Raw genomic sequence first — 25,219 nt, 5'->3', positions numbered from 1 at the left:
AAATGACCCGCGCGCCACGTTTTAAGGCGCTATCGGGCGGTGAGGCGGATATGGCGAGTTACGATTACTCGGGGCAAGCGCGCCCCGAGCAGATGCATTACACGAATCAACCACATCCGCAGGATGGGTACGATTATTCCGACGAAATGTACGGATATGAAGAAGCACCGCGCGCAGCGGGTCTGAGCCGTATCGTCAATGCGATGGGGGCGGTTGCGTCCCTCGCTCTGGTCGCTGGAATCGGCGTCTGGGGCTACAAGCTGGTGATGCGCGATGTGTCCGGTGTGCCGGTTGTAAGGGCCATCGAAGGGCCGATGCGCATTCAGCCCGAAAACCCGGGCGGAACGCCTGCGGATCATCAGGGTCTGGCCGTTAATGCCGTGGCTGCGGTGGGAACGGCTGCACCGCCTGCGGATCGTCTGATCCTTGCCCCGCGTCCGGTGTCGCTGACTGATGAAGATACACCGGTTGAACCTCTGAAACCCACTCCGGCTGTGCATGTAGTTCAGGAAGAGATTTCCAATCAGGAGGCCGCTGAGCTGCGTCAGGGTGCGGTGGACGCACTGGTCTCAGAACTGGCTGGAGATGCAGCGCGGATAGACGAACCGGAGGAAGAAGGTGTGCAATTGGCCGCCCTGTCCTTGCCTGAAGAAGAGCCTGCGATCGACCCCGCCGATCTGGCCGCGCAACTGCCCGATCCGGAACTGGCCGCGTTGCCGGGGGTCCGCCGGTCTCTGCGCCCGATCACGCGTCCGGCCCGGGCGACTCCTAGCCGCATCACGTCGAACAGCAGTGCCGAGGATGCAATCAACGCTGCCGTCAAAGCCGCCGTCGGTGTGGATATTGACCCTGATACGCTGTCCAAAGGCACACGCATGGCGCAGCTTGGTGCTTATGAGAGCTCGGACGTTGCACGCGCTGAATGGGATCGACTGAATAGTCGGTTCGGAGACTATATGGATGGAAAACAGCGCGTTATCCAGAAAACTTCACGCGGGGGGCGGACCTTCTATCGCCTGCGCGTGCTGGGGTTTGATGACCTGAGCGACTCGCGTCAGTTCTGTGCCGCTCTCGAGGCGCGCGGTGCGGACTGTATTCCGGTGGCCGCTCGGTGAGTTTCGGCGCGGCGATCACCGATGCCGAAGGCCTGCACCTGACGCCTAACGAAAAGAAACTGTTTCGCGAGATGAAACCGTTCGGGTTCATTTTGTTTGCCCGCAACATCGACACCGCCGATCAGGTCCGTGCCCTGTGCGATGAGTTCCGCGAGGCGGTGGGCCGAAATTGCCCCATCACCATCGATCAGGAGGGCGGCCGGGTACAGCGCCTGCGCGCACCTCTGGCCCGCGAATGGTTGCCGCCGCTGGATCACGCTGCGCGGGCTGGGGATCAGGCCGAACGGGCGATGTATCTGCGTTATCGGCTGATTGCGGATGAACTGTTCGGGCTGGGTATCGACAGCAACTGCGCGCCGATGGTCGATCTGGCGCGAGAGGATACGCACAAGTTTCTGAAGAATCGCTGCTATGGTTCTGATCCCAAACAGGTTTCCCACTTGGGGAAGGCCGTTGCAAGAGGCCATCTGGATGGCGGCGTGCTGCCCGTCATCAAGCATATGCCGGGGCACGGTCTGTCCACGCTCGACAGCCATCACGACCTACCGCATGTGGACCTGACGCAGGATGCGCTGGAACAGGCTGATTTCGCGCCATTTCGCGATCTGAACGACCTGCCAATGGGGATGACCGCCCATCTGGTCTATGACCGGATCGATCCGCAGCCAGCGACGATTTCGCCGACAATGATTGGCCTGATCCGCGACAAGATTGGGTTCGACGGGCTGATCATGACTGACGATATCTCGATGAAGGCTCTCAGTGGCGCACCCGAGGACATCGCCCGTCAGGCGCTGGACGCCGGGTGCGATGTGGTTCTGCACTGCAATGGCTCGTTCGACGCCCGCGCCAAGGTTCTGGACGCCGCCGGAGAAATGACCGAACAGGCCGGGAAGCGCGCGGAAAAGGCGCTGTCGATGCGGCAAAAGCCTGCGGAACTTGACATCCAGGCCGCCGAGGCGGAACTATCTGCCCTAATGGGCGGGCAGGTATATGAACGATAATCTTTTCAGCGAAGACCCGGTTTCGGTCGCCGATCGACTGGCTGCCGAAGCCCTGATCGTTGATGTCGACGGGTTCGAAGGCCCGCTGGATGTGCTGCTGACCCTGTCACGGACGCAAAAGGTCGATCTGCGGAAAATCTCGGTTCTGGCGTTGGCGCAGCAATATCTGGCCTTCGTGGAAAAAGCCCGGGCGCTGCGGATCGAACTGGCGGCGGATTATCTGGTGATGGCTGCCTGGCTGGCTTTCCTGAAATCCCGTCTGTTGTTGCCACCCGACCCGGATGACGAGGGCCCCTCGGGCGAGGAACTGGCGGCACACCTGGCGTTCCAACTGGAACGTCTGCAGGCCATGCGTGACTCCGCCGCCCGCCTGATGGCGCGCGACCAACTGGGCCGCGATTTCTTCAAACGCGGGCAGGGTGAGGATATCACCCGCATTCGCACCGTGACATATTCCGCCACTCTTCTGGACCTGATGCAGGGCTATGCCCGCATTCGGACGCGCGACGAATTCCGGCCCTTTGTAATGGACCGCGACGCCGTGTTCACGATGGAGCAGGCGTTGGAACGGATGCGCCCTTTGATCGGGTTCGCGGGCACCTGGACGGATATGGAGACCTACCTGCCCGACGGCTGGGATGCCGATCCGGTGCGCCGCAGATCGGCCACGGCGGCGACCTTTGCGGCCTCGCTGGAGCTGGTGAAAGAAGGACATATGGAGATCAAGCAAAGCGAGACCTTTGCCCCGATCCATCTGCGCAAGAGGACTGACACACGTGACTGACGAACCGCAAGAAGAAGGCACCGGCACCCTGTTCGAAGCGCCACCCATTGCGGAACAGGAACGCATGGTCGAAGCCGTGCTGTTCGCCAGCGCCGAACCGGTGACAATTGGCGACCTTGAGGCGCGGATGCCCCACGGCAGCGACGCGGCGCAAGCGGTTGAAATGCTTCAGAAACGCTATGAAGGCCGTGGTGTTCGCGTGGTTCGCGTGGGCGAGGCCTGGGCCATCCGCACAGCCCCTGATCTGGGTTTTCTGATGCAGAAAGAAACGGTTGAGACTCGCAAGCTCAGCCGGGCCGCGATCGAAACACTGGCTATCGTAGCTTATCACCAACCCTGCACACGGGCCGAAATCGAAGAGATCCGCGGTGTGTCGGTGTCTCGCGGAACCATCGATCAGTTGCTTGAGATGGAGTGGATCCGTCTGGGCCGTCGCCGCATGACTCCGGGCCGTCCGGTAACCTTTGTGGTGACGCCGCAATTCCTTGACCATTTCGGGCTTGAGAATGCGCGTGATTTGCCGGGGTTGAAGGAATTGCGCGCGGCTGGCTTGCTGGAAAACCGGCCTCCACCAGGCACGATCCCGCTGGGCGAGGGGCGCGAGGACGAAGCAGACGAAGATCAGACCGAACTGTTCGAGGAAGAGTGATCACGCGGCCCTTTTGTTGTCACTTGAGCCCCCTATGTTGAACGGCAAGAAAACGGAGTTGAGCAATGAACGCCAATCGGATCATCGACATGATCGTGCGCCAGGTCATGCGCCGCCTTGTCAGTAAAGGTGTGGACAAGGGCTTTGACATGGCCAGTCGCATGGGAGGCAAACCGGATCAGAAATCCGGGGCTAACCGCAGGCAAACCAACGGTCCTCGCCCATCGCAAAACCTGAGACAGGCGCAGCGGATGACCCGGCAGATGCGCCGGTTCATTAAGTTCTAACCAACTGCCTTGAAATGCTTGGACAGCTTCAGCCCCTGTCCCTGATAGTTTGACGCAATGCCCGCGCCATATAGCTGCGTGGGCATCTCGGCCATCTTTTCATAAACTAGCCGTCCGACGACCTGGCCGTGTTCGAGCACAAAAGGTGCTTCGTGGCAGCGTACCTCAAGCACACCGCGCGATCCGGCGCCACCGGCTTCAGCGTGGCCAAAGCCCGGATCAAAGAAACCGGCGTAGTGCACCCGGAATTCGCCCACCATCGCCAGATAGGGGGCCATTTCCGCGGCGTACATCGGCGGGATGTGGACGGCCTCGCGGCTGACCAGAATATAGAACGCGCCCGGGTCCAGTATGATGCGGCCATCGCTTGTGCGCACTTCTTCCCAGTATTCCTGCGGGTCGTATTCGCCGATCCGTTCCAGATCGATCACGCCGGTATGCGGCTTGGCGCGGTACCCCACCAGATCGGTATCGGGCAGTTGCAGATCGACCGAAAAACCCAGCCCATCCTGTATCACCGCCGGACCATCGACCAGCGGCGAGTCGTTGTGCAGCGCCGTTAGTTCCGCGTCGCTGAGCACGGCCTGTCCTTGCCGGAACCGAATCTGGTTCAGCCGCATTCCCGGACGCACCAGAACCGAGAAGGAACGTGGGCAGATCTCAGCATAAAGCGGTCCGGTATAACCGGCCGGAACCCGGTCGAACTCGGTGCCGCCATCGGTGATGGTACGGGTCAGCAGGTCGAGCCGCCCAGTCGAGCTTTTGGCATTGGCGACGGCAGTCACGGTCTCGGGCAGGGCCAGCGATTCCATCAGGGGCACCAGATAGACGCAGCCTTTTTCCAGCACAGCGCCGTCGGAAATGTCGATGCGGTGCATCTCAAACTCGGCCAAACGGTCGGCGACGGACCGTCCTTCGCCCGCCAAAAATGATGCGCGCACGCGGTAAGCGACTGTTCCCAGACGTAAGTCTAGGCTGGCTGGTTGGACCTGCGCGGGACTGACCTCGGGGCTGGCGGTGATTTCACCACGCGCAATCATGCCTTCGATCTGTTGGTTTGGGCATACACCTGTCATTCCGATCCCCCCTGGTGCCAGAGCGGGATCTGGCCTGTCTGCCATAAACGTCGGTGTGATTTGGTCGGGCTAGCAGGACTCGAACCTGCGACCTTCCGTCCCCCAGACGGACGCGCTACCAGGCTGCGCCATAGCCCGACGTTGAGGTGTTCATAAAGACTTTCCCGGCAGGGGCAAGAGGAAATCATCGCCTTTTTTTCTTATCCCGCCGATCGGTTTTCAATGCGGTTTAGAACGGCGCGCAGGTCCTTTGCTACCGGTGCGATCTGTTTCAACAACTGGTCGTCGAATTCGGTCCGATTCCATGCCTGCGTCGCGATTCCACCGAGCAGGGGCGCTTCATCCAGATACTCAGGCTCGGCCTTTGGGGCGATCTGTTCCGGTGCTGCGGGTTTGGCCAGCGGCGCTTCTGCCGTTTGCGGGGCCGTGGGCTCGGGGGCAGAATCGCCCAAGTCCAGATTGATCTGTTCGCTGGCCGGGTCAGGCTTCGCGGTGAAGGGGACGACCACGCTGTCGTTCTTCGAAGTTTCCGGCTCTGCCACCTCGTCCAGCCCCTGCGACAGCGCCGCGACATGAGCCACGCCCTGTTCGCGCAGGATGCGTTGAACACCCTTGATGGTGATACCGTCCTCGTGCAGCAGTTTTTTGATACCGCCCAGAAGTCGCATGTCGTTGGGTCGGTAGTAGCGTCGACCCCCGGCGCGTTTCACTGGTTTGACCTGACTGAAACGGCTTTCCCAGAATCGCAGGACATGAGCCTGAACGCCCAGCCAATCCGCAACTTCACTGATTGTGCGAAACGCGTCGGGGGACTTGCTCATGACCGTGCCGTCCTGATCTTACTTGCGGTTCCCTGCGGCGACGCGATCCTTCATCAGGTGCGACGGGCGGAAAGTCAGTACGCGACGGGGTTGAATCGGAACCTCTTCGCCGGTTTTGGGGTTGCGGCCGATACGCGCGGTCTTGTCCCGAACGCTGAAGGTGCCAAAAGACGAAATCTTGACCTGCTCGCCACGCACCAACGCGTCGGACATGTGGTTCAGAACGCTTTCTACCAGCTGCGCACTTTCGTTGCGTGACAAGCCAACCTCGCGAAAGACGGCTTCGCTCAGATCCATTCGGGTCAGTGTTTTATCGCCCATACCTTTTCCCCTGTTGATACCAAAGAATACGGCGTGGGGAAATTCGCTGTCAATATCAATGAATTGCGGGCGTGTGTGTAAGCCGATTTGCGCCGGTTACCAGCGTAAGACGACGGCACCCCAAGCCAGACCGCCTCCGATGGCCTCAGTTACAATCAGATCACCTGACTTAATTTGGCCGCGCTGCTTGCCGACGGACAGCGCGAGGGGAATCGATGCCGCCGATGTGTTGCCGTGGTCCTGTACCGTGACTACCACTTTATCCATCGGCAGCCCCATTTTCTTGGCGGTGCCCTGAATGATGCGAATATTGGCCTGATGCGGCACGATCCAGTCCACTTCCGCACTGCCGAGGCCAGCAGCCCCCAGTGCAGTTTCCGCAGTTTTCGCCAATTTTTCAACGGCATGGCGGAAAACCTGATTACCTTGCATCCGCAAATGGCCGGTCGATTGGGTCGATACGCCGCCATCCACATAAAGCAGGTCCTTGTACCGACCGTCCGAATTCAGATCGGTCGCTAGAATGCCGCGATCATCGGACGTGCCTGCACCCTCTTGCAGTTCAAGAACCAGAGCACCGGCGCCATCGCCGAACAGCACACAGGTCGATCGGTCGGTCCAATCCATGATTCGCGAGAAGGTCTCGGCCCCGATCACCAGCACACGTTTGGCCTGACCCGACAGGATCAGGGCGTTGGCGTTGCTAAGCGCAAAGACGAACCCGGCACAAACGGCCTGAACGTCAAAGGCAAAGCCCTTGGTCATGCCCAACCGGGCCTGAACCATGGTTGCGGCAGACGGAAAGGTCAGGTCGGCAGTCGAGGTCGCCACGATGATCGCGTCGATATCGTCCGCTGCCAGGTCCGCATCGGCCAGCGCGGCCTCGGCCGCTTTGGTGGCCAGATCCGAGGTGGATTCATCGTCAGCAGCAAAATGGCGTCGTTCAATACCCGAGCGGGTTCTGATCCACTCATCCGTTGTATCGAGCGTCTTTTCAAACTCGGAGTTCGGAACAACGCGCTCTGGCAAATAGTGTCCGACACCTACGACAACTGAACGGCCTGCCATGCTTGGGTACTGCCTTTTTTGTTATTCGCCGGCCTTTGGCGGCGTGTGGGCGGCATCTTGTGCAAGCTCGGCTGTCGATGCAACCCGTGCCGCCAATTTTTCGGCAAAACCAGACTGTGCCAGAGTAAAGGCCAGTTTAACTGCCGCTGAGACTCCGGTGGCATCCGCGCCACCGTGCGACTTGACCACGGTTCCGTTGAGGCCAAGGAAAACCCCGCCATTCACACGGCGCGGGTCTATACGTTTTTTCAGACGATTTAGCGAAGTAATCGCCAACACAGAGGCCAACCGGGACAGCGGAGAGTATTTGAAAGCTTGGCGTAGCAGGTCGCCAATCAGGCTGGCCGTGCCTTCGCCGGTCTTGATCGCGACGTTGCCGGTAAACCCATCTGTGACAACCACATCTGCTTTATCACCGGGAATGTCGCTGCCCTCAACGAAGCCGACAAAATCGAAATTCGCCTGCTCTGCGAAATCCGCGATCATCGCGTGCGCTTCTTTCAGCTCAGAGCGGCCCTTGTGTTCTTCGGTGCCGACGTTCAGCAGACCAATGCGCGGACGTTCCAGCGCCATGCCGTTGCGAGCATAAGACGCGCCCATCAGCGCATATTGCAGCAAATCCTTGGCGTCGGCGCGCACGTCGGCACCCACATCCAACATCACGTTGAACCCCTGCGGGTTGCGCGACGGCCACAGAATCGCAATCGCAGGACGGTTGACGCCCGGCAATTTGCGCAGCCGCATCATCGACAGCGCCATCAGCGCGCCGGTATTGCCGCAAGACACAGCGCCGTGTGCTTCGCCTGCGCGCACCGAATCCAGCGTCGACCACATCGAGGTCTGTTTGCCGTTGCGGACAACCTGGCTGGGCTTGTCCTCCATCGTAACCACATCAGGGCAATCACGAAAAACGACGCGTCCCTGCAGGACACGCCGTTTGGCGACAAGTTTGCGCAGAACCTGTTCAGGCCCGTGCAGGACGAACGCGATATCGGGGTTCTTGTCTGCCGATTTGGCAATGCCCGCAACCACGGTTGCGGGCCCCGAGTCTCCGCCCATAGCGTCAACCGAGATGGTAATCCGTCCGGCGTGCGAGGGCTGTTCAGTCATGCCTTGCCTGCGCTTTTAAAGGCTTAGGCCGCGTCTTCGTCCAGATCGATTTCGTCGGCTTGTGCGACGACTTCACGATCATCGTAGTGACCGCAGGATGCGCAGACGTGGTGCGGGCGCTTCAGCTCGCCACAGTTCGGGCATTCGTTCGGGTTTGCAGCAACCAGAGCGTCGTGTGCGCGGCGGTTGTTGCGACGCGACTTGGAAACTTTGTTCTGTTGGACGGCCATGGTCTCAACCTTTGTCTACTGAGGGTCAGCAGATTCGCCGCCGACCGGGTTTCATTCTTCGTTTTTATCGTGGTTTGACGCGCGTTTAGGGTACGAGCCCTACGTTGTCCAACCCAAATTCCGATGAGCGCGCGAAAATACTGCGATTCTCGACATGTTCAAGCGATTTTTCTGAGCGCCTGCTATGACAGGAAAACAGACCTATGTCACTCGTCTTTTTTAAACGCATCGCGCAAACCTGCCAACCCGGCAAACGGCTTAACGTCTTCGTCTGTCATCGCCTGTTTGCCCGGCTCAGTAAAGTCTACCTGACCCAGCTCAGCGCCTTCTTTGCGCGGGTATTGGGGCAGGGCCAGCGATAGGGCCTCGACCATAACAAGCGCCGGGTCGATCTCGGCGCCCAGCTGTTCGGTCTCGTCGCCTTCGGGGATTTCGAACTCGGGCTCTTCAGGGTCGACCCAATCTGCAACAAAAATCCGTGTGACGGGAATGTCGATGCGAGTGGTCACCGGTTCCAGGGTCACGACGCAGGGCTGAATCACCGTGGCGCCCAATTTTCCGCTCAGCGCCCAGTCGCGTTTACCCTGTGCCCTTACGTCACCCACAAAGCTGAGCTTGCGTAGGCCAAGCAGGCCCAGATCGTCCCGGATTGCCTCCAACGCCTTGCTGTCCGGGCGCAAGTCAAAGGGGGTGGCTGCGTTCTGGGGCAGATCGGCCACCCGCAGAGATGTCTGGTTGCTCATTCGTGACCCTTTCCTGTGTTGAACCGGGGCGGCGGTTTGATGTAAGCGGATAGGGCCCGCATAGGGTCAAGGCAAGAGGGTGTAAATGTTGAAGGTTGTGAACAGGTTGAATCCGGCGTCCAAAGCGCTTGCTTTTGCAGCCTGTCTGGCTGTGGTCACGGCTTGTACACCCATCTACAAGAATCACGGCTATATGCCGCCCCCTGAGGATCTTGCTGAGATCAAGGTGGGCGTCGACACCCGAGACACTGTTTTGGAATCCGTTGGCGCACCCAGCTCATCCGGGGTGGTGCGCGATTCCGGATTTTATTACGTACGGTCGCGCATCCGTCATTATGGTCCGAAAAAACCCGAAGTGGTTTCGCGCGAACTGCTGGCGATCAGCTTTGATGATCGTGGGGTCGTTCGCAACATCGAACGGTTCGGGCTTGAGGACGGCATCGTCGTTCCGCTGGATCGCCGCATTACCGAGTCCACCATTCAGGGGCAGGGCCTGATACGTCAGTTGTTGGGTAACATCGGCAACTTCAACCCTGCCAACATCCCAGGAGCATCTCAGCAATAAAAGCCACATCTTGATCTGGTCACACGACAGTCACACATACTGTGGTACTGACGAAGCAAGACGTAACGGGTTGGCAACCGCGGAGGATGCAACCATGGCACTATTGCTTGGCAAAGGCCGGTATCGCGCCCGTCTGGCGCAATCGCCGCAGGATGTGGCGTCTGCACAGCAGTTGCGGACATTGGCTTTTGGCACGGACCAGATCGATCAGGACGATTTTGACCCGGTCTGCGCGCATATACTCGTCGAAGACATGCGAGAAAACGGGCGACTGGTTTGCTGCTTCCGAATGCTGACCATGGAGAACGGCGCTGAGGTTAGCCGTAGTTATTCGGCACAATTCTACGATCTTTCTGCGTTGCAGGGGTACACTGGACGTATGGTCGAGATGGGGCGCTTCTGCATCCATCCCAACTGGTCCGACCCGGACATCCTGCGCGTCGCGTGGGGGGCGATGACGGCTTATGTGGATCAGAACAATGTTGAGATGCTGTTCGGCTGTTCCTCATTCGCTGGAACCGAGACCGAGGAGTACCTGGACGCGTTTGCCATGCTTAAACACCGGCATCTGGCGCCGAAACGCTGGTTGCCGCGGGTCAAGGCCCCGAACGTGTTCCGCTTCGCTGCCCGTTTGCGTCGCAAACCGGATGCGAAAAAAGCAATGCTGCGGATGCCGCCTTTGCTGCGCACCTATCTGATGATGGGGGGCTGGGTCAGCGATCATGCGGTGGTGGACCGCCAAATGAATACTCTGCATGTCTTCACCGGGCTCGAGATCGGCGCGATTCCCCCGGCCCGAAAACGTTTGCTTCGGGCTGTGGCCGGGTAGAATGAGTATTTATGAAAAGATGAAGCCGGGGCGTTGACGCTTTCTGTCCGCCGGTTTAGCTGGCGGGCATGGCGAGAATTCCTTTATTGCAGATGTCTGGCATTTCCCTGACCTTCGGGGGCGATCCGGTGTTTTCCGAGCTTGATCTGGTGGTTCAACCGGGTGACCGCGTGGCTCTGGTGGGGCGGAACGGATCCGGTAAATCGACGCTGATGAAAGTGATGGCCGGTCTGGTTGAACCGGATCACGGCGACATCGTGATACCTCCGGGAAAATCAGTCGGCTACATGGAACAAGACCCTGGAATGGAGGGGTTTGCCACGCTGGGTGATTATGCCTCTAGCGGGTTGGAGCCGGGTGAGCTTTACAAGGTCGAGCGCGCCGGTGAGGGGTTGAAGTTCGATCCTTCACGCGCGGTCGAAACTGCTTCGGGCGGGGAACGGCGGCGGGCGGCGTTGGCCAAGCTGATGGCCGAGGCGCCGGACTTGATGCTGCTGGACGAGCCGACCAACCATCTCGATATCGAGGCCATTGCTTGGCTGGAACGCGAGCTTGGATCGAACCGGGCGGCCTTCGTGCTGATTTCGCATGACCGGGCCTTTCTGCGCGCGTTGACACGTGCGACTTTGTGGATAGACCGCGGCGCGGTGCGGCGGCAAGAGCAGGGGTTTGATGCCTTTGAGGCTTGGCGCGATAAGATCTGGGACGAAGAGGATCAGCAGCGCCACAAGCTGAACCGCCTGATTAAGTCCGAGGCCAAGTGGGCCGTCGAAGGCATCAGCGCCCGCCGCAAACGCAATCAGGGCCGGGTTCGCGCATTGCAGGCGTTACGGGCCGAGAAGGCAGCGCAGATCAAGCGGCAGGGTTCAGCGGCAATGACGTTGGAGGCCGGACCGAAATCCGGGCGAAAGGTGATCGAAGCCAAGGGTTTGGCCAAGTCTTTTGACGCGCAACAGATTGTTCGGAACTTTGACCTGTTGGTGCAACGCGGAGATCGCGTGGCCTTTGTTGGTCCCAACGGTGTGGGCAAAACGACGCTGTTGAAGATGCTGCTGGTGCAGGAACAACCGGATGAGGGCTCGGTGACCTTGGGAACCAACCTTGAGGTTGCGGTGTTCGACCAGACCCGCGCTCAATTAGACCCCGAGATGAGTCTTTGGGACAGTCTAACCGGTGACCCCGAGATGCGGGTGTCGGGCAAGGCCGATCAGGTGATGGTTGGTGGTCATCCCAAGCATGTAGTCGGTTACCTCAAGGAATTTTTGTTCGACGAACGGCAGGCAAGAGCGGCCGTTAAGTCCTTGTCCGGCGGTGAAAAAGCGCGGTTGCTGTTGGCTAAACTGATGGCCAAACCCTCGAACCTGCTAGTCTTGGACGAACCAACCAACGATCTGGATGTGGAAACGCTGGACCTGTTGCAAGAGCTGCTGGACGACTATGACGGCACCGTCCTGCTGGTCAGCCACGACCGGGACTTTCTGGACCGGGTTGCCACCACTACCATCGCGATGGAGGGGAACGGCCGCGCTACCGTTTATGCAGGTGGCTGGTCGGACTACATAGTGCAGCGCGGTGACCTTCTGCCGAAGAAAGAAGAAAAAACAAAATCCTCCAAGCCAAAGATAAAGCAAGAGGCTCAGCAGAAATCCGGTCTGTCCTTCTCGGAAAAGCACCGGCTTGAGAAACTGCCTGCCGAGATCGAACGCCTAGAGGCCGAGATCGGCAAGCTGGAAGAGCTCATGTCCGACCCAGAACTCTTTTCCCGCGAGCCGATCAAGTTTCAGAAGGCGACCGAGGCACTGGTCGAGCGCCAAGAAAAGCTGGCCGCTTCCGAGGAAGAGTGGCTGATGCTGGAAGAAAAGGCCGAGGGCGCTTAGGGCCGCGGACGGGCAGGGTTGCCCACCACAGTTTCTCCGGCTGCGACGTCTTTTGTCACGACGCTGCCGGCGCCGATGGTGGCGTTGTCACCGATGGTGATGCCGGGCATCAGGATGGCACCTCCACCGACCCAGACATTTCGGCCAATAGTAACTGGTAGTCCGATTTCCAGACCCTGTGCCCGCTCAGCCGGGTCCTTGGCATGCTGGGCGCAATAGATCTGCACGTGCGGTCCAAACATCGTGTCGTCTCCAATCCGCACAGGTGCCGTATCCAGAACCACACAACCTGTGTTGAAATAGACCCGCGCGCCGAGGTGGATGTTTATGCCGTAAGCGCAGTGAAACGGGGCTTCAAGAAAACAATCGGTCCCGGCATCGGCAAACAGGTCCCGCAATTCCGGTGCCATCGCACCGCGGTTATCGGGCAGGCAGGCGTTATGCGCATGAACAGCGCGCCGGGCCTGCGCGCGCAGGGCTTCCAGTTCCGGGTTCAGACAGCAATACCACTGTCCGGCCTGCATCTTTTCCCGCTCGGTCATGGGCCAGACTTAACGCATCCGAAGCGCGCCGTCGATGCGGATGACCTCTCCGTTCAGGTAACTCATCTCGACGATGAACCCAGCCAGCCGCCCGTATTCATTTGGATCGCCCAAACGGGCGGGGTTAGGCACATCGGCGGCCAGTTGTTGCTGCACCTCTTCGGGCAGGCCAGCCAGCATGGGCGTCATGAAAATGCCAGGCGCGATGGTCATCACCCGGACACCGGTCGAGGCCAGATCGCGCGCCATCGGCAGGGTCATGCCCACCACGCCGCCTTTCGAGGCCGCATAGGCTGCCTGTCCCTTTTGCCCGTCAAAGGCAGCAATTGAAGCCGTGTTGATGATCACTCCGCGCGCGCCGTCGGGTTCGGGTTCGTTCTTTGCCATCTCGGCCGCAGCCAGGCGCGAAACGTTGAAAGTGCCGACCAGATTGATATCGATAGTGCGTTGGAAAGCGTCCAGAGGGTGCGGGCCATCTTTGCCGACTGTCTTGATGCCATAGGCAATGCCAGCACAGTTAACGGCGGCTGTGATCCGGCCCATCTTGTCCATTGCATGCGTGATCGCATTCGCGACAGATGCCTCATCGGTTACGTCCGTTTTGGCGAAATGCCCGCCGATTTCCGCTGCAACCTGAGTTCCGCGCTCAGCGTCTCGGTCCAGAATGGTGACCTGCGCGCCCTGATCCGCGAAATGGCGGGCGGTGGCCTCACCCAGGCCCGACGCGCCGCCGGTGATGATCGCGGCTGTGGTGGACAGATGCATGACGGTCTCCTCCGGTTTTATGAACATATGTTCAATAACCTTATCAGCAGAGAGATGTCTACAGATTTGCGGCCAAGGCACGTTTCCCCACGAGCGCTGCGTTTTCTGAAGGTTTCTTCAGGCAGCGTTTAACAACTCTTCACGGGCAGTCGCCATCTCGTGAATGAACAAACAGTTACGATCGTGTGTTAAGAGTTCAGGAGGTGCCAAATATGGTAAAAAGTAAGAAGAAAGTAGTTGGTGTTTTGGTCTCAGCACCGTTTGTCGGACTTTTGACGGTTAGTGGAGCGGCTGCAGCGCCTGAAACCTGCAATTGGCAAACTGCCAGAGACTATGCAAATGCAGGTGACTATGCAGCGTTGTGCGATTGCGCACAGGTTACGCCGAGTTTTTTGGATCGTTTGCAACGACGGGCGGATTTCGAAACGACTTTGAATGTGACCGGGTCGCAGTGTCCCGGTTTAGCTGCTTTGTTGACTGATTTGCCGACAGGTTCAACTGGCGTGCCTGGCAATCCTGGCGAAAACCGCAGCAGTGATCAGTTTGCGCAGTTTGACTCGGACAATGGGAACGACTCGGGTTCAAGCACGGGGGGTGGCAACCCGGGCAACGGCGGCAACACTGGCGGTGGGAACAGCGGCAACACTGGCGGCAACAATAATAGCGGCGGCGGCAACGGCGGCGACGATGGCGGTAGTCCGGGTGGCGGCGACGGCAAGGGTGGCGGCAAAGGCGGCGACGGCAAGGGTGGCGGCAAGGGCGGCGACGGCAAAGGCGGCGACGGTAAAGGTGGCGGCAAGGGCGGCGACGGTAAAGGTGGCGGCAAGGGCGGCAAAGGTAAAGGTGGCGGTAAAAAGTAACCGCACAGATGTGCGCCCTTAGGTGAGTGGAAAACAAAACGGGCACCCAACTGGGTGGCCGTTTTCAATGTTGTCTTAGGCTCTGATCAGCCCAATTGCACCAACGCATGGCGTTTTTTACCCGCGCTCAGCTTGATCGGCGAGGACAGGGCGCCCGCATCGATCATCAGCCCGGCATCGGTCAGTGGCGCGTCGTCCAGTTTGGCGCCGTTTTCGGCGATCAGGCGTTTGGCCTCTTTCCCGGACTTCGCCAGCCCCGATTTAACGATCACCTGCACGATGGACATACCGTCGCCCAACTCCTCCGGGCTGAGCGTCAGGGTGGGCAAATCGCCCCCTACACCGCCTTTTTCGAAGACTTCGCGCGCGGTGGCTTCGGCGGTTGCGGCAGCAGCGGCACCGTGGGCGAGAGTAGTCACTTCGTTGGCTAGACGGATCTTGGCCTCGTTGATCTCGGACCCTTGCAGGGCACCCAGACGGTCGCATTCATCCACCGGCATTTCGGTGTAGAGCTTAAGGAACCGTCCGACGTCCGCGTCGGTGGTGTTGCGCCAGAACTGCCAGAACTCATAGGGCGATCGCATGTCGGCGTTCAGCCAGACCGCTCCGTCCTGAGATTTGCCCATCTTTTTGCCGTCGCTGGTGGTCAGCAGGGGCGAGGTCAGGCCGTAAATCTCGTGATCCAGCACGCGGCGGGTCAGGTCGATACCGTTGACGATGTTGCCCCACTGGTCCGAACCGCCCATCTGCAGAACGCAGCCGTAACGGCGGTTCAGCTCAAGGAAGTCATAGGCCTGCAGGATCATGTAGTTGAACTCGAGAAAGCTCAGCGACTGCTCGCGATCCAGCCGCGATTTCACCGATTCAAATGAAAGCATTCGGTTGACCGAGAAATGCCGCCCGATATCCCGTAGGAAATCAAGGTAGTTCAGACCGTCCAGCCATTCGGCGTTGTTCAGCATCAGCGCCTTGTTCTCGGCGTCGCTGTCATAGTCGATATAGGCCGAGAACACTTTTTTGATGCCAGCGATGTTCTCTTCGATCTGTTCGGGGCCCAGAAGGGGGCGCTCATCGGCGCGGAAGGACGGATCGCCCACTTTGGTGGTGCCGCCGCCCATCAGGGTGATCGGCTGGTGGCCGGTTTTCTGGAACCAGCGCAGCATCATGATCTGGATAAGGCTGCCCACATGCAACGACTTGGCCGTTGCATCAAAGCCGATATAGGCCGACTTGCATCCACTCATCAGCGCTTCGTCAAGGCCCTGATAATCGGTGCAGTCGGCGAGAAAGCCGCGCTCGATCATCGTGGCGATGAAATCCGATTTGGGATGGTAGGTCATAGCGTGCCCTTTGGGTTGAAGTTGCGGGGCACTGTATAGGCGGCGCTTTAGTCAAGGAAAAGGCACCTTTTCACGGAAAACGCGCCGACGTCAGCTTTTGGTCGGCGGCAGGCGGAAGGCATAGACCATCGCTATCACGTTCAGCACCGCCAGCGCCAATATCGGCGTCACTGGGTCGTGCAGATGCGCCACTGCACCGAGGATCGCGGCAAAGACCATCCCGACCAACCCGGCGCTCACATCGCCGAGGGCGACCAGATAAGGGCGCTCTTTCTCCGATGTCATTTCGATGATGTAGAGGTACCGTCCGTAGATCACGCCATTCCCGCCCAACGACAGCAGCAGAATGATCAAAGCGTAGATCCAGACATTTTGCGCATAGCCAATGAAGGTGAAGGCCAGCGCCAGGATGGCTGAAACGGCCGAGATCAGGCACCCCAACCACATCACCGGCTTGACCGAGATGCGCCCACTGAGCCAGCCCCAGATGATAGAGCCAAGCACCATCCCCAGACTGGCGGCCATAACGAAGTAGCTCAATGAGTGTTTGGTTCCGACATGAAACGTTGCCGCGTGGATCGTGTAGAATGGCATCGCCAATTCCACCGAGACAAAGATCAGTCGGGCCGTCAGGAACTTGCGATACCACTCATAGGCCATGCCGGTTTTGAACCCGGTCACCAGTTCGGCCAGCGGTTTGGGTTTCTCTGTCTTTTCGGGCGCGCGGGCCTGTTCCTCTTCCAGCAGGCGAACGCCAGCAAAGCTGACGCCAGCGGCGAACATGGCAATGACCCCGCACCACAGGACAACGATGTGGCGCTGCATGGGTTCTTCCGAGGCCAACAGGTCACGGGTAATCCAGACAACAAGGATGGCCAGAATGCCCGAGATCGTGGCCTGCGCAAACACCATCCGGTTGCGTTTTTCATTGGGGACAGAAATACCGTAGATCTGACTGGTGCCCAGGCTGGTGATACCCTGACACAGCCCCATGATCAAAGCGGTCGTCAGAAACAGCAGCACGATCATCACATTAGGCAGATCGGTCGCAAACAATGCAACAATGGCCAGAATCGCTGCGGTCAGGATGTTGGGGACGTAAACCGCAAGCTTTGCGCGGGTCACCCGGTTGATAAACGGAGACATGAATATCTCGGCGATCAACCGCGACCCGGTCACGAACGGCAGCAGTAGTCCGGCGAAAAACGTTGGTGCCCCCAAGGCGAGATACAGGAACGGCAGCACTAGGTTGGGATTCACCAACTGCCCGCCAATTGTCGCCAGCGACCCTGACCAAAAGATCAGCTGGTAATTGCGCCCCTCGGCGGGTTGTTTGGGTGTCTCAGTGTCCGTCATGGCTGTCCGTTTGGCATGCAGATGTCGACAATGGTTACTCAGCCCAGGCTTTCGCGCAACTCTCTCGACGAATTGGTTGTGGTTGCAGGCGTGCACATGGCGACAAAAATACACGCGGAAGGTGCGTTCTTTCTTGCCTTTGAACGCGCAAAACGTGCAGGTTTAGCGCGCCGCGTCGGGGTTTCGACGCCAATAAACACAAGAGGTGAGCGTGAACCGGGCCATCAGGAATAGCGGGCCGATCAGAGCCCTGGGTGCGATGTCTGGGACGTCGTTGGACGGTGTGGATACGGCGGTGGTCGAAACCGACGGGCACCGGATCATCGGCTTTGGACCCAGCGGTTATCGCGCCTATACCGACGCCGAACGCGCCGATCTGCGCGGTGCCCTTGGCCAATGGCACGGACCTGCAGTGGACAAGGCGGCCGAACTGGTGACCTTTGCCCATGCCGAGGCGCTGTCCGAGTTCGAAGAGGTCGATCTGATCGGATTCCATGGCCAAACCCTTGCGCATGAACCCAGCGGGCGCGGTACGTTGCAAGTGGGCGACGGCAAGGGGCTGGCGCAGGCGCTGGGCGTGCCGGTCGTCTGGGATTTCCGCACCGATGACGTGGCAATGGGAGGCGAGGGTGCTCCGCTGGCGCCGTTCTTCCATTTTGCTTGCGCCAAATGGATCGGTGCGACCGAGCCGCTGTGTTTCCTGAACCTCGGTGGGGTCGGGAACCTGACCTATGTAGACCCAAGCTTTGACGGGCCGGAAATCCCTGGCGCGCTGCTGGCCTTCGACACCGGCCCCGCAAATGCACCTGTGGACGACTTGATGCAGGCCCGGCTTGGACTGCCGATGGACCGCGACGGCGCTGTCGCGCGGGGCGGGACGGTCGAAACCGGGGCGCTGGAGCTGTTTCTGGCCGAGCCGTTCTTTACCCGGATGCCGCCCAAATCGCTGGACCGCAACGACTTTGCCGAGATGATCGGGCTGGTTCAGGAACTCTCAGATTCCGATGCCGTTGCCACTTTGACCGGTATGTGCGCGGCAGGCGTGGTGCAGGGGATGGAGCACTGCCCGAAACCGCCCTCGCGCGTGTTGGTGACCGGGGGTGGACGCCACAACCCGGTTCTGATGGAAATGCTGCGCGTCTCGCTCGATTGCCAGGTCGAACCGGTCGAGGCCGTGGGGTTGGACGGAGACATGCTCGAGGCGCAGGCTTTCGCTTACCTGGCCGTGCGGGTCGCAAGAGGATTGCCAACCTCATGCCCGGGTACGACCGGGGTCAAGGCGCTGGTTGGGGGTGGAGTGCTTAGCGCTGTAGGGAATTCAGGTAATCTACGGTGAACTCGGAATAGCCTTCCGAAGTCGATTTCAGATGTGACTGGGTCCACTCATGCAAGGCCGGTAACTGATGGAATGGCACGTTCGGGTAGGCGTGGTGCTCGGCATGGTAGGGCATATTCCAGGCTAGAAAGCGAATGATACGGTTTGTGAAAGTCGTGCGGGAATTTTCGAGCATGTTGGCAACGGGTGGGCAAAGCCCGTGTTCGGCCAGAAGGTAAAGGCGAAGGAATGGCTGACCGAGCAGAACAGGGAAAATCCAAAGCCAGAACAAAAGCGACGAATACAGCAGGCTGATACCAGCGAGGGCGTAAAGCCCAAGCAACAGGCGTGCTTCAATGCGCATGGCGCGGTGTTGGCGAGCTGGCAGGTAGGGCGCGCCGATCCTGCCCACAGCGTTTGTCACCAGAACTTTGGCCATACCGGTCCAGTACGGCCAGCCACTGAGGTAGACCAGCAGATCAACCCTATTCTCTGGTCGCGGTTTTCCCGCAAGTTCCGGGTCGTTTTCAGGGTGGTTGGTCCACTTGTGATGCGCCAGATGGAAATACCGAAACCACGTAAAGGGCAGGGCGATGGGGATGGAAGCCAAATGCCCGATAACTTCGTTCAACCATCCGGTGCGAAAAGGCGTCTTGTGCGTGCATTCATGGCTGAGGGTGAACAGGAAAACCAACAGGACGCCCTGAGGCAGGATGAGCAGGGGCCAAAGTGGGGCCTTGGTTGCGATGCACACCGACGTGCCTGTCAGCACAACCCCGTAAAGCGCAAGATGCCTAAGTCCGGCATAGTTCGACCGCTTTTGCAGGCTGTCTTTGGAATCTGGCGGGATAGACGCTATCAATTCGCGGTGATCCATTCTTCATTCTCGTGCGATATCAAACCCCGAATCGGCCAGCACGAAACCGTCGAACTCGAACCCAGGTGAGACGGTGCAACTGACCAGAGTGTAGTCTCCGGTGGTTTGCGCCGATTGCCAGTGATTTTTAGGCACGATGATCTGCGGTGCGCCCGTTGTCAGGTCGGGGGTCAGCAGTTGGTCGGTCGCGGGACCGTCATCTGTGGGGCTGAGCGACAGGGTCAGCGGTGCACCGGCGTGGTACAGCCAGATCTCGGTGGCATCGACGCGGTGCCAGTGGCTGCGTTCACCCGCCTGCAGCAGGAAATAGATGCAGGTGCCGGTGGCGCGGCCTTCGTTTTCCGCACGCCATGTCTCGCGAAACCATCCACCCTCGGGGTGTTGGGTCAGGTTCAGGTGGTCGATGATCTCTTGCACGGTCATGGGGGCCTCGGTGTTGTTTGGCGCGATTATGCACGCGAGGGTGCGATCCGCTATGGTATTCGTGTATTTCAGCAATATGTTTGCGGCATGACCCTGACGATCCCGTTTGACAACAGCTACGCCCGGCTTCCCAACAGCTTCTATGCGCGGCAAGCGCCAATACCGGTGCGTGCGCCGCATCTGGTGGCGTTCAACGAGGAATTGGCGCAGATCCTGCGTGTCACGCCCGGTGACGTGCATGAGATGGCCGAGGCATTTGCCGGTAACACTCTGCTCGAAGGGGCCGAGCCGATAGCGCAGCTTTACTCAGGACATCAGTTCGGCAGCTATAATCCGCAGCTCGGCGATGGGCGCGCGGTTCTGCTGGGGGAAACAGTCGGCACCGATGGCATTCGTCGGGATATTCAATTGAAGGGCTCAGGCCCAACGCCGTTCAGTCGCAGAGGTGACGGCCGGGCCTGGCTGGGACCTGTCCTGCGCGAATACGTGGTGTCCGAGGCGATGCACGCGATGGGCATCCCAACCACCCGCGCGCTGGCAGCGGTTGAGACCGGTGAGGTCGTTTTGCGCGAAGGACCGATGCCCGGCGCGGTGTTGACCCGCGTGGCGCAAAGCCATTTGCGTGTGGGGACGTTTCAGGTGTTTGCCAGCCGCGGGCAGACCGACAACCTGCGTAAACTGACCGACTACGCCATTGCTCGCCACTATCCGGATGCCGAGGGGCCGATGGGCCTTCTGCGCGCGGTGCGGGATGCGCAGGCGCGGTTGATCGCACAGTGGATGAGCGTGGGGTTCATCCACGGGGTGATGAATACTGACAATTGCTCGATTGCTGGTGAGACCATCGACTATGGGCCGTGTGCCTTCATGGACAGCTATCACCCGAACACGGTCTACAGTTCAATCGATCGGATGGGACGCTATGCCTATTCCAACCAGCCGGACATTGCGGTCTGGAATTTGGCGCAATTGGCGACGGCATTGATCCAGCAGGTAGATGACCCCGAAGCCGCGGTCGAAGAAGCGACCGAGATCGTACACGCAATGCCCGGTCTGATCCATCAGGAATGGCTGGCGCGCTTTCGTGCCAAGATCGGTCTGACTATCGAAAATGATGGCGACGAAGCCCTGATCACCGATCTTCTCACCCGCATGGCCGAGAACCGCTCTGATTTCACCAACACCTTCCGGGCACTGGGCGACGATAATGCCCGCGATCAGTTCCTTTCGCCTGAGGCCTACGACACATGGGCCGAAGGCTGGCAGGCGCGACTGGTCCGGGAAGAATGCCCAAAGGCGGTAATGAAGGCCGCCAACCCTGCCTTTATCCCGCGCAACCACCGGGTCGAGCAGATGATACAGGCGGCGGTTAACGGGGATTACGCCCCGTTCCATCGTCTGAACAAGGTTCTGGCGCGACCATATGTTGATCAACCCGATGCGGCTGATCTGAGAAATCCCCCGACTGATGAAGAGGTGGTTCACGCGACTTTCTGCGGAACATAAGGTGGGTTTCAGGCAGCTGAGAAACCGATGCCCTATTTGGTCCTGATTGTTATACTTCCCAGAAATCGGAGGTAGCGTGTTGAATCAGGAAACAAAATTTGAGCATTTCAAAGCGCTTCATAACAGGGATGGAGCTTTCGTTATTCCGAATCCCTGGGATGCGGGCTCGGCGCGGTTATTGGCCTGCATGGGGTTTGAAGCATTGGCAACTACAAGTGCTGGATACGCCTTTTCCAAAGGAAAACTGGATTCATTCGCCAGCCTCAGTAGGGAGGAAATTTTGGCGAATGCATCCGAAATTGTTCAGGCTACGGATTTGCCGGTGGCTGCTGATCTGGAAGACGGATTTGGTGCCGATCCCAAAATCTGCGCAGAAACTATAGGACAGGCAATCGAGGTTGGGCTGGTCGGTGGCTCCATCGAAGATGCAACGGGTAACAAGAGCGATCCGATCTACCCGTTGCCAATGGCTGTTGATCGCATTCGCGCGGCGGCAGATGCTGTTCAGGGTAAGCCGTTTTTGTTGACGGCCCGGGCTGAGAATTATCTCTGGGGTCGAAAAGACCTTTCAGACACAATCAGACGCCTACAGGCATTTTCAGATGCAGGGGCAGATGTCCTGTACGCCCCAGGCCTGCCGGATATCGAGGCGATCCGAACCGTGTGCCGCGCTTTGGATAAGCCCGTAAATGTCGTGATGGGCCTGCAAGCCCCGACTTATACCGTTGCACAATTGGCAGAGGCCGGTGTGAAACGGATCAGCGTTGGTGGGTCATTTGCCCGGGCCGCATTTGGTGCATTGCAACGCGCAGCGATTGAGGTGCGAGAGACGGGAACATTTACCTATGCCAGTGACGCGATGCCAGGATCAGAGATCAGCAAGGTGATGTCGAACAAGAAACTCTCGGATCGCGAATGAACCTCAATCCAACAATTCGCGCCCCGCGTCATTGAGCAATTGCAGGCGAATGAGCGTTCCAAAAGAACAAAGCGATATCCGGGCGGCTAAAGGGAATATTCGGAAGATCACATCGCCCTGCGGCTTACCATCAACGCGGAATACTGCATAATGAGTACACTAGGGGAATAATCATATTTGATTTAAGGGGGCAGATAATGCGCTATTCCATTTTGCTCGAAGATTCAGGGGGCGTTTCATATTTTGAGGACAGAGACGTTGACCTCGAACTCAAGACCTTTGCCCCACCCGCCGCGCCGTTCCATGTATCTGACGTGTATGATGCTTCACGCTTTGTCTTCCTCACCTTGCCTGCAGGGTGGAAGGGCGAACCGCACCGCTCGCCCAAGCGACAGCTTGCAACGGTTCTGTCGGGAACGTTTCGCGTTCAGGCCGGATCGGGTGAGATTCGCGACTTTACCGCCGGTGATCTGTTCTGGGCAGAAGATGTCACCGGAACGGGTCATGCCTCCTCTGCTGAAGGAGGGGAACCTGTCAATTTGATGGTTACGCAGTTTTGAGAGAAACCGGGTTGCCGCGCACCGTTACATGCCAATCACAGGATATCCATGACCCAATCCTCAACCCTGCGCATCGCCAGCTATAATATCCAGAAATGCGTAGGTCTCGATTTCCGGCGGCAGCCGCAACGCATCATGCAGGTCATCGACAGCATGAAAGCCGATATTGTGGTGCTGCAAGAGGCTGACAAACGTTTGCCGCCGCGACCTGCTGCCTTGCCGCATTTCATGCTGGATGAGGCCGGGTGGCAGATTGTCGATCTGGGCGGGGCAGGCAGTCTGGGGTGGCACGGTAACGCAGTCATTTGGCGCGGCGACGCGATCCGGGTGCGGCAGACCCATCATCACGACCTGCCGGGGTTGGAGCCTCGTGGGGCGGTGCGGGTAGAGTTCGATACGCATATCGGACCGTTGCGGGTGATGGGGATGCATCTGGGTCTGTTGCCCGCGTCCCGGCGCCAGCAAATCACTCATATCCGCCGTTTCGACGATGACCTGGACCAGATGCCTACTGTTTGGGCAGGCGATTTCAACGAATGGTCGCGTCAGCCGGTGCTGGACCATCTGGCGCCGGACATGCGCTTTCTCCCGCCCGTTCCCAGCTTCCCGGCCGCGCAGCCTTTGGGGGCGTTGGACCGGATCGCGCTGGGCGTGGGGCTTGAGGCAGTTTTGCATGGGGTGCATGACACCCGGCCTGCGCATATTGCCTCGGACCATCTGCCGATTTGGGCCGATCTGCGGGTGACGCGGGAAACCGCAATTCCGCGGTAGCGCCAGCCGCTCAGACGTATTAAGACAGAAACCCGAACTACTCTGGGGATCACAAATGTCCGATACGATCATCGCCCGTTGCGAAGCGAAAGGCCTGCGTATGACCGGCCAGCGCCGCACGATCGCGCAGGTTTTGCAAGAAAGCGAAGATCACCCGGATGTCGAGGAGCTTTACTTCCGCGCCTCCGAGGTGGATTCGGGGATTTCTATCGCCACAGTCTATCGCACCGTGAAGCTGTTCGAAGAGGCCGGGATTCTCGAGCGTCTGGAATTCGGCGACGGCCGCGCGCGCTATGAAGATGCCGAGCGTGACCACCACGATCACCTGATCGACATGCAATCGGGTGAGGTGATTGAATTCGTCGACCCCGAGATCGAAGCGCTGCAGGAAAAAATCGCGGCCAAATTGGGCTATAAGCTGAAAGGCCACCGACTGGAACTGTACGGCGTGCCGCTGGATCAGGACTGACCCATCACAAAACGCGAAGGTCAGGCTCACGGGAAATCATGATTTTTCGGCCTGATAGTGCTTGCCTGAACCGGCGTCTTGCGTATTGGGTGACGTAAGGGGCGGCGAATAGGGCCGCGAGATTTTACGGAAATGACCATGAACAACGTAAACGGCATTTTGCTGGTCGTCGGCGCGATGGCGGCCTTTGCACTTGAGGACATGTTCATCAAGCTGCTGTCGGTCACTGTGCCGACTGGTCAGATCATGGTTGTTCTGGGTGTGGTCTGTGGTCTTCTGTTTGTGGCACTGGCTGTGGCCACCCGCAAGCGCATCCTTGATCCAGTAGTCTGGCAGCCCTTGCCTCTGGCCCGTGCCGCGACCGAGATGGTCGGGGCGCTAACCTTCGTGACCGCTCTGTCACTGGTGGACCTGTCCACGGTGGCCGCGGTGTTCCAGGCGATGCCACTGGCCGTCACCATGGGGGCGGCGCTGTTTCTGGGTGAAAAGGTCGGCTGGCGGCGGTGGAGCGCCGTTGGGCTTGGCTTCATCGGCGTCCTGATGATCATTCGGCCGGGTTTCGACGGGTTTCAGCCCGACTCTCTGTATGTTGTGGCAACCGTGATCGCCATTGCCGCGCGGGACCTGATCACCCGCAAGCTTGACCCGCGGATCGCGTCTTCGGTGGTGGCTCTGCAGGCCTATTTTGCGGTGGCCTTGTCGGGTGTGGCGCTGATGGTGTTTACCGCCCAACCCGTCGTTCCGCTGCAATCGGCGCAGATCGGCCCGTATATCGGTGCCGTCGGATTTGGTGTGCTTGGTTACTACGGCATCGTCACCGCCATGCGGATTGGCGAGGCTTCGGCGTTGATGCCTTTCCGCTATACGCGGCTGATCTTTTCGATCATGGCGGGAATGCTGATGTTTGGGGAACGTCCTGATTTCCTGACCTTTGCTGGGGCGGCGTTGATCATGGGGTCGGGCATGTACACCTTTATTCGCGAACGCAAGCTGGCCCGCCAGATGGCGCTTGCGGCCTGACGGATCGTCGCACGTTG

At 59.1% G+C, this 25,219-nt stretch carries 29 protein-coding genes and 1 tRNA gene; 16 read left to right on the top strand and 14 right to left on the bottom strand.

Going from position 1 to position 25,219, the window contains the following annotated elements; all coding sequences use genetic code 11:
* The first annotated feature begins 2 nt into the window (after nt 1-2).
* The 5 genes from ACR0ER_RS10290 to ACR0ER_RS10270 all read left to right on the top strand — a co-directional run bounded on the left by ACR0ER_RS10290 (nt 3) and on the right by ACR0ER_RS10270 (nt 3,839).
* The gene (locus ACR0ER_RS10290; protein WP_480768837.1) at nt 3-1,115 is read left to right on the top strand and encodes an SPOR domain-containing protein; all 1,113 of its coding nucleotides are present in this window, start codon (nt 3-5) and stop codon (nt 1,113-1,115) included.
* Entirely contained in the window at nt 1,112-2,119 is a 1,008-nt protein-coding gene (nagZ, locus tag ACR0ER_RS10285) for a beta-N-acetylhexosaminidase (RefSeq protein WP_480768836.1), read from the top strand. Before ACR0ER_RS10290 ends, nagZ begins: the two co-directional genes overlap by 4 nt.
* Nucleotides 2,109-2,903 carry a segregation and condensation protein A gene (locus ACR0ER_RS10280; RefSeq protein ID WP_170325216.1) on the top strand — a complete coding sequence of 265 codons (795 nt, stop codon included), beginning with the start codon at nt 2,109-2,111 and terminating at the stop codon, nt 2,901-2,903. Before nagZ ends, ACR0ER_RS10280 begins: the two co-directional genes overlap by 11 nt.
* The gene (gene scpB, locus ACR0ER_RS10275) at nt 2,896-3,552 is read left to right on the top strand and encodes an SMC-Scp complex subunit ScpB (protein ID WP_480768835.1); all 657 of its coding nucleotides are present in this window, start codon (nt 2,896-2,898) and stop codon (nt 3,550-3,552) included. Before ACR0ER_RS10280 ends, scpB begins: the two co-directional genes overlap by 8 nt.
* Before the next feature lie 65 nt (nt 3,553-3,617).
* Nucleotides 3,618-3,839, top strand: coding sequence for a hypothetical protein (locus ACR0ER_RS10270; RefSeq protein WP_480768834.1), 222 nt, complete (start codon nt 3,618-3,620; stop codon nt 3,837-3,839).
* Here the strand turns inward: ACR0ER_RS10270 and ACR0ER_RS10265 are convergent.
* The 8 genes from ACR0ER_RS10265 to ACR0ER_RS10230 form a co-directional block, all read right to left on the bottom strand.
* Nucleotides 3,836-4,915: a 2'-deoxycytidine 5'-triphosphate deaminase gene (locus tag ACR0ER_RS10265; protein WP_480768833.1), complete on the bottom strand. Its 1,080-nt coding sequence runs from the start codon at nt 4,913-4,915 to the stop codon at nt 3,836-3,838. The genes ACR0ER_RS10270 and ACR0ER_RS10265 overlap by 4 nt on opposite strands.
* A gap of 61 nt (nt 4,916-4,976) precedes the next feature.
* Nucleotides 4,977-5,053 (bottom strand) — tRNA-Pro (locus ACR0ER_RS10260).
* 62 nt (nt 5,054-5,115) lie between these two features.
* Complete coding sequence (locus tag ACR0ER_RS10255; protein WP_480768832.1) at nt 5,116-5,736, bottom strand: MerR family transcriptional regulator; 621 nt, start codon at nt 5,734-5,736, stop codon at nt 5,116-5,118.
* Nucleotides 5,737-5,754: 18 nt separating this feature from the next.
* A complete protein-coding gene (ihfA, locus tag ACR0ER_RS10250) occupies nt 5,755-6,057 on the bottom strand; it encodes an integration host factor subunit alpha (protein ID WP_008755922.1) in 303 nt (100 codons plus the stop codon).
* A gap of 96 nt (nt 6,058-6,153) precedes the next feature.
* Nucleotides 6,154-7,125 (bottom strand): beta-ketoacyl-ACP synthase III, encoded by a 972-nt coding sequence (locus ACR0ER_RS10245; protein ID WP_480768831.1) that lies wholly within the window; start codon nt 7,123-7,125, stop codon nt 6,154-6,156.
* A 21-nt stretch (nt 7,126-7,146) separates the two neighbouring features.
* Nucleotides 7,147-8,235, bottom strand: coding sequence for a phosphate acyltransferase PlsX (gene plsX / locus ACR0ER_RS10240; RefSeq protein WP_170329046.1), 1,089 nt, complete (start codon nt 8,233-8,235; stop codon nt 7,147-7,149).
* Nucleotides 8,236-8,258: 23 nt separating this feature from the next.
* Entirely contained in the window at nt 8,259-8,465 is a 207-nt protein-coding gene (rpmF, locus tag ACR0ER_RS10235; protein WP_008756996.1) for a 50S ribosomal protein L32, read from the bottom strand.
* Nucleotides 8,466-8,671: 206 nt separating this feature from the next.
* Nucleotides 8,672-9,208, bottom strand: a complete 537-nt coding sequence (locus tag ACR0ER_RS10230; protein ID WP_480768830.1) for a YceD family protein — start codon at nt 9,206-9,208, stop codon at nt 8,672-8,674.
* A gap of 85 nt (nt 9,209-9,293) precedes the next feature.
* Here ACR0ER_RS10230 and ACR0ER_RS10225 point away from each other — a divergent pair, with 85 nt between their 5' ends.
* The 3 genes from ACR0ER_RS10225 (at nt 9,294) to ACR0ER_RS10215 (ending at nt 12,479) form a co-directional block, all read left to right on the top strand.
* The gene (locus ACR0ER_RS10225) at nt 9,294-9,773 is read left to right on the top strand and encodes an outer membrane protein assembly factor BamE (protein ID WP_170329041.1); all 480 of its coding nucleotides are present in this window, start codon (nt 9,294-9,296) and stop codon (nt 9,771-9,773) included.
* A 94-nt stretch (nt 9,774-9,867) separates the two neighbouring features.
* On the top strand, nt 9,868-10,602 hold the full coding sequence (locus tag ACR0ER_RS10220; protein ID WP_480768829.1) for a GNAT family N-acetyltransferase: 735 nt from the start codon (nt 9,868-9,870) through the stop codon (nt 10,600-10,602).
* Between the two features lie 68 nt (nt 10,603-10,670).
* On the top strand, nt 10,671-12,479 hold the full coding sequence (locus tag ACR0ER_RS10215) for an ABC-F family ATP-binding cassette domain-containing protein (RefSeq protein WP_480768828.1): 1,809 nt from the start codon (nt 10,671-10,673) through the stop codon (nt 12,477-12,479).
* Here the strand turns inward: ACR0ER_RS10215 and ACR0ER_RS10210 are convergent.
* A complete protein-coding gene (locus ACR0ER_RS10210; RefSeq protein WP_480768827.1) occupies nt 12,476-13,021 on the bottom strand; it encodes a sugar O-acetyltransferase in 546 nt (181 codons plus the stop codon). The genes ACR0ER_RS10215 and ACR0ER_RS10210 overlap by 4 nt on opposite strands.
* Before the next feature lie 9 nt (nt 13,022-13,030).
* Nucleotides 13,031-13,786, bottom strand: a complete 756-nt coding sequence (locus ACR0ER_RS10205; RefSeq protein ID WP_480768826.1) for a 3-hydroxyacyl-CoA dehydrogenase — start codon at nt 13,784-13,786, stop codon at nt 13,031-13,033.
* 503 nt (nt 13,787-14,289) lie between these two features.
* Between ACR0ER_RS10205 and ACR0ER_RS10200 the strand changes: the two genes are divergently transcribed.
* Complete coding sequence (locus ACR0ER_RS10200; RefSeq protein WP_480768825.1) at nt 14,290-14,646, top strand: hypothetical protein; 357 nt, start codon at nt 14,290-14,292, stop codon at nt 14,644-14,646.
* Between the two features lie 86 nt (nt 14,647-14,732).
* On the opposite strand, the gene tyrS is transcribed toward ACR0ER_RS10200, so the two are convergent.
* The gene (tyrS, locus tag ACR0ER_RS10195; RefSeq protein ID WP_480768824.1) at nt 14,733-15,986 is read right to left on the bottom strand and encodes a tyrosine--tRNA ligase; all 1,254 of its coding nucleotides are present in this window, start codon (nt 15,984-15,986) and stop codon (nt 14,733-14,735) included.
* Nucleotides 15,987-16,076: 90 nt separating this feature from the next.
* Nucleotides 16,077-17,342: an MFS transporter gene (locus tag ACR0ER_RS10190; protein ID WP_480768823.1), complete on the bottom strand. Its 1,266-nt coding sequence runs from the start codon at nt 17,340-17,342 to the stop codon at nt 16,077-16,079.
* A gap of 259 nt (nt 17,343-17,601) precedes the next feature.
* Here ACR0ER_RS10190 and ACR0ER_RS10185 point away from each other — a divergent pair, with 259 nt between their 5' ends.
* A complete protein-coding gene (locus ACR0ER_RS10185; RefSeq protein WP_480768894.1) occupies nt 17,602-18,678 on the top strand; it encodes an anhydro-N-acetylmuramic acid kinase in 1,077 nt (358 codons plus the stop codon).
* Here the strand turns inward: ACR0ER_RS10185 and ACR0ER_RS10180 are convergent.
* Nucleotides 18,644-19,534, bottom strand: a complete 891-nt coding sequence (locus ACR0ER_RS10180; protein WP_480768822.1) for a fatty acid desaturase — start codon at nt 19,532-19,534, stop codon at nt 18,644-18,646. The genes ACR0ER_RS10185 and ACR0ER_RS10180 overlap by 35 nt on opposite strands.
* Before the next feature lie 3 nt (nt 19,535-19,537).
* Nucleotides 19,538-19,957 (bottom strand): cupin domain-containing protein, encoded by a 420-nt coding sequence (locus ACR0ER_RS10175; protein ID WP_480768821.1) that lies wholly within the window; start codon nt 19,955-19,957, stop codon nt 19,538-19,540.
* 87 nt (nt 19,958-20,044) lie between these two features.
* On the opposite strand from ACR0ER_RS10175, the gene ACR0ER_RS10170 reads away from it, so the two are divergent.
* From ACR0ER_RS10170 to ACR0ER_RS10145, 6 genes are all read left to right on the top strand, one after another.
* On the top strand, nt 20,045-21,463 hold the full coding sequence (locus tag ACR0ER_RS10170) for a protein adenylyltransferase SelO (RefSeq protein WP_480768893.1): 1,419 nt from the start codon (nt 20,045-20,047) through the stop codon (nt 21,461-21,463).
* Between the two features lie 76 nt (nt 21,464-21,539).
* Nucleotides 21,540-22,382, top strand: coding sequence for an isocitrate lyase/PEP mutase family protein (locus tag ACR0ER_RS10165; RefSeq protein WP_480768820.1), 843 nt, complete (start codon nt 21,540-21,542; stop codon nt 22,380-22,382).
* Nucleotides 22,383-22,579: 197 nt separating this feature from the next.
* Nucleotides 22,580-22,942 carry a cupin domain-containing protein gene (locus tag ACR0ER_RS10160; protein ID WP_480768819.1) on the top strand — a complete coding sequence of 121 codons (363 nt, stop codon included), beginning with the start codon at nt 22,580-22,582 and terminating at the stop codon, nt 22,940-22,942.
* A gap of 48 nt (nt 22,943-22,990) precedes the next feature.
* Nucleotides 22,991-23,713, top strand: a complete 723-nt coding sequence (locus ACR0ER_RS10155; RefSeq protein ID WP_170329012.1) for an endonuclease/exonuclease/phosphatase family protein — start codon at nt 22,991-22,993, stop codon at nt 23,711-23,713.
* A gap of 55 nt (nt 23,714-23,768) precedes the next feature.
* Nucleotides 23,769-24,182 carry a Fur family transcriptional regulator gene (locus tag ACR0ER_RS10150; protein ID WP_480768818.1) on the top strand — a complete coding sequence of 138 codons (414 nt, stop codon included), beginning with the start codon at nt 23,769-23,771 and terminating at the stop codon, nt 24,180-24,182.
* Between the two features lie 138 nt (nt 24,183-24,320).
* On the top strand, nt 24,321-25,202 hold the full coding sequence (locus tag ACR0ER_RS10145; RefSeq protein WP_480768817.1) for a DMT family transporter: 882 nt from the start codon (nt 24,321-24,323) through the stop codon (nt 25,200-25,202).
* The last annotated feature ends 17 nt before the right edge of the window (nt 25,203-25,219 follow it).

The sequence above is a fragment of the Ruegeria sp. CH8 genome (assembly GCF_056536985.1).
Note: the sequence above shows the minus strand (reverse complement) of the source record. Positions and strands in the feature narration are given on the sequence as shown.

Excerpts from the sequence above, each read along its gene's own strand:
- ihfA (WP_008755922.1), bottom strand. The coding sequence starts at position 6,057 with ATGGGCGATAAAACACTGACCCGAATGGATCTGAGCGAAGCCGTCTTT.
- ACR0ER_RS10210 (WP_480768827.1), bottom strand. The coding sequence starts at position 13,021 with ATGACCGAGCGGGAAAAGATGCAGGCCGGACAGTGGTATTGCTGTCTG.
- ACR0ER_RS10185 (WP_480768894.1), top strand. The coding sequence starts at position 17,602 with ATGTCTGGGACGTCGTTGGACGGTGTGGATACGGCGGTGGTCGAAACC.
- ACR0ER_RS10155 (WP_170329012.1), top strand. The coding sequence starts at position 22,991 with ATGACCCAATCCTCAACCCTGCGCATCGCCAGCTATAATATCCAGAAA.
- ACR0ER_RS10230 (WP_480768830.1), bottom strand. The coding sequence starts at position 9,208 with ATGAGCAACCAGACATCTCTGCGGGTGGCCGATCTGCCCCAGAACGCA.
- ACR0ER_RS10170 (WP_480768893.1), top strand. The coding sequence starts at position 20,045 with ATGACCCTGACGATCCCGTTTGACAACAGCTACGCCCGGCTTCCCAAC.
- ACR0ER_RS10215 (WP_480768828.1), top strand. The coding sequence starts at position 10,671 with ATGGCGAGAATTCCTTTATTGCAGATGTCTGGCATTTCCCTGACCTTC.
- rpmF (WP_008756996.1), bottom strand. The coding sequence starts at position 8,465 with ATGGCCGTCCAACAGAACAAAGTTTCCAAGTCGCGTCGCAACAACCGC.
- ACR0ER_RS10180 (WP_480768822.1), bottom strand. The coding sequence starts at position 19,534 with ATGGATCACCGCGAATTGATAGCGTCTATCCCGCCAGATTCCAAAGAC.
- ACR0ER_RS10255 (WP_480768832.1), bottom strand. The coding sequence starts at position 5,736 with ATGAGCAAGTCCCCCGACGCGTTTCGCACAATCAGTGAAGTTGCGGAT.
- ACR0ER_RS10205 (WP_480768826.1), bottom strand. The coding sequence starts at position 13,786 with ATGCATCTGTCCACCACAGCCGCGATCATCACCGGCGGCGCGTCGGGC.
- ACR0ER_RS10160 (WP_480768819.1), top strand. The coding sequence starts at position 22,580 with ATGCGCTATTCCATTTTGCTCGAAGATTCAGGGGGCGTTTCATATTTT.
- ACR0ER_RS10145 (WP_480768817.1), top strand. The coding sequence starts at position 24,321 with ATGAACAACGTAAACGGCATTTTGCTGGTCGTCGGCGCGATGGCGGCC.
- ACR0ER_RS10290 (WP_480768837.1), top strand. The coding sequence starts at position 3 with ATGACCCGCGCGCCACGTTTTAAGGCGCTATCGGGCGGTGAGGCGGAT.
- ACR0ER_RS10280 (WP_170325216.1), top strand. The coding sequence starts at position 2,109 with ATGAACGATAATCTTTTCAGCGAAGACCCGGTTTCGGTCGCCGATCGA.
- ACR0ER_RS10190 (WP_480768823.1), bottom strand. The coding sequence starts at position 17,342 with ATGACGGACACTGAGACACCCAAACAACCCGCCGAGGGGCGCAATTAC.
- ACR0ER_RS10225 (WP_170329041.1), top strand. The coding sequence starts at position 9,294 with ATGTTGAAGGTTGTGAACAGGTTGAATCCGGCGTCCAAAGCGCTTGCT.
- ACR0ER_RS10270 (WP_480768834.1), top strand. The coding sequence starts at position 3,618 with ATGAACGCCAATCGGATCATCGACATGATCGTGCGCCAGGTCATGCGC.
- tyrS (WP_480768824.1), bottom strand. The coding sequence starts at position 15,986 with ATGACCTACCATCCCAAATCGGATTTCATCGCCACGATGATCGAGCGC.
- ACR0ER_RS10175 (WP_480768821.1), bottom strand. The coding sequence starts at position 19,957 with ATGACCGTGCAAGAGATCATCGACCACCTGAACCTGACCCAACACCCC.
- ACR0ER_RS10150 (WP_480768818.1), top strand. The coding sequence starts at position 23,769 with ATGTCCGATACGATCATCGCCCGTTGCGAAGCGAAAGGCCTGCGTATG.
- plsX (WP_170329046.1), bottom strand. The coding sequence starts at position 8,235 with ATGACTGAACAGCCCTCGCACGCCGGACGGATTACCATCTCGGTTGAC.
- ACR0ER_RS10265 (WP_480768833.1), bottom strand. The coding sequence starts at position 4,915 with ATGACAGGTGTATGCCCAAACCAACAGATCGAAGGCATGATTGCGCGT.
- ACR0ER_RS10245 (WP_480768831.1), bottom strand. The coding sequence starts at position 7,125 with ATGGCAGGCCGTTCAGTTGTCGTAGGTGTCGGACACTATTTGCCAGAG.
- ACR0ER_RS10220 (WP_480768829.1), top strand. The coding sequence starts at position 9,868 with ATGGCACTATTGCTTGGCAAAGGCCGGTATCGCGCCCGTCTGGCGCAA.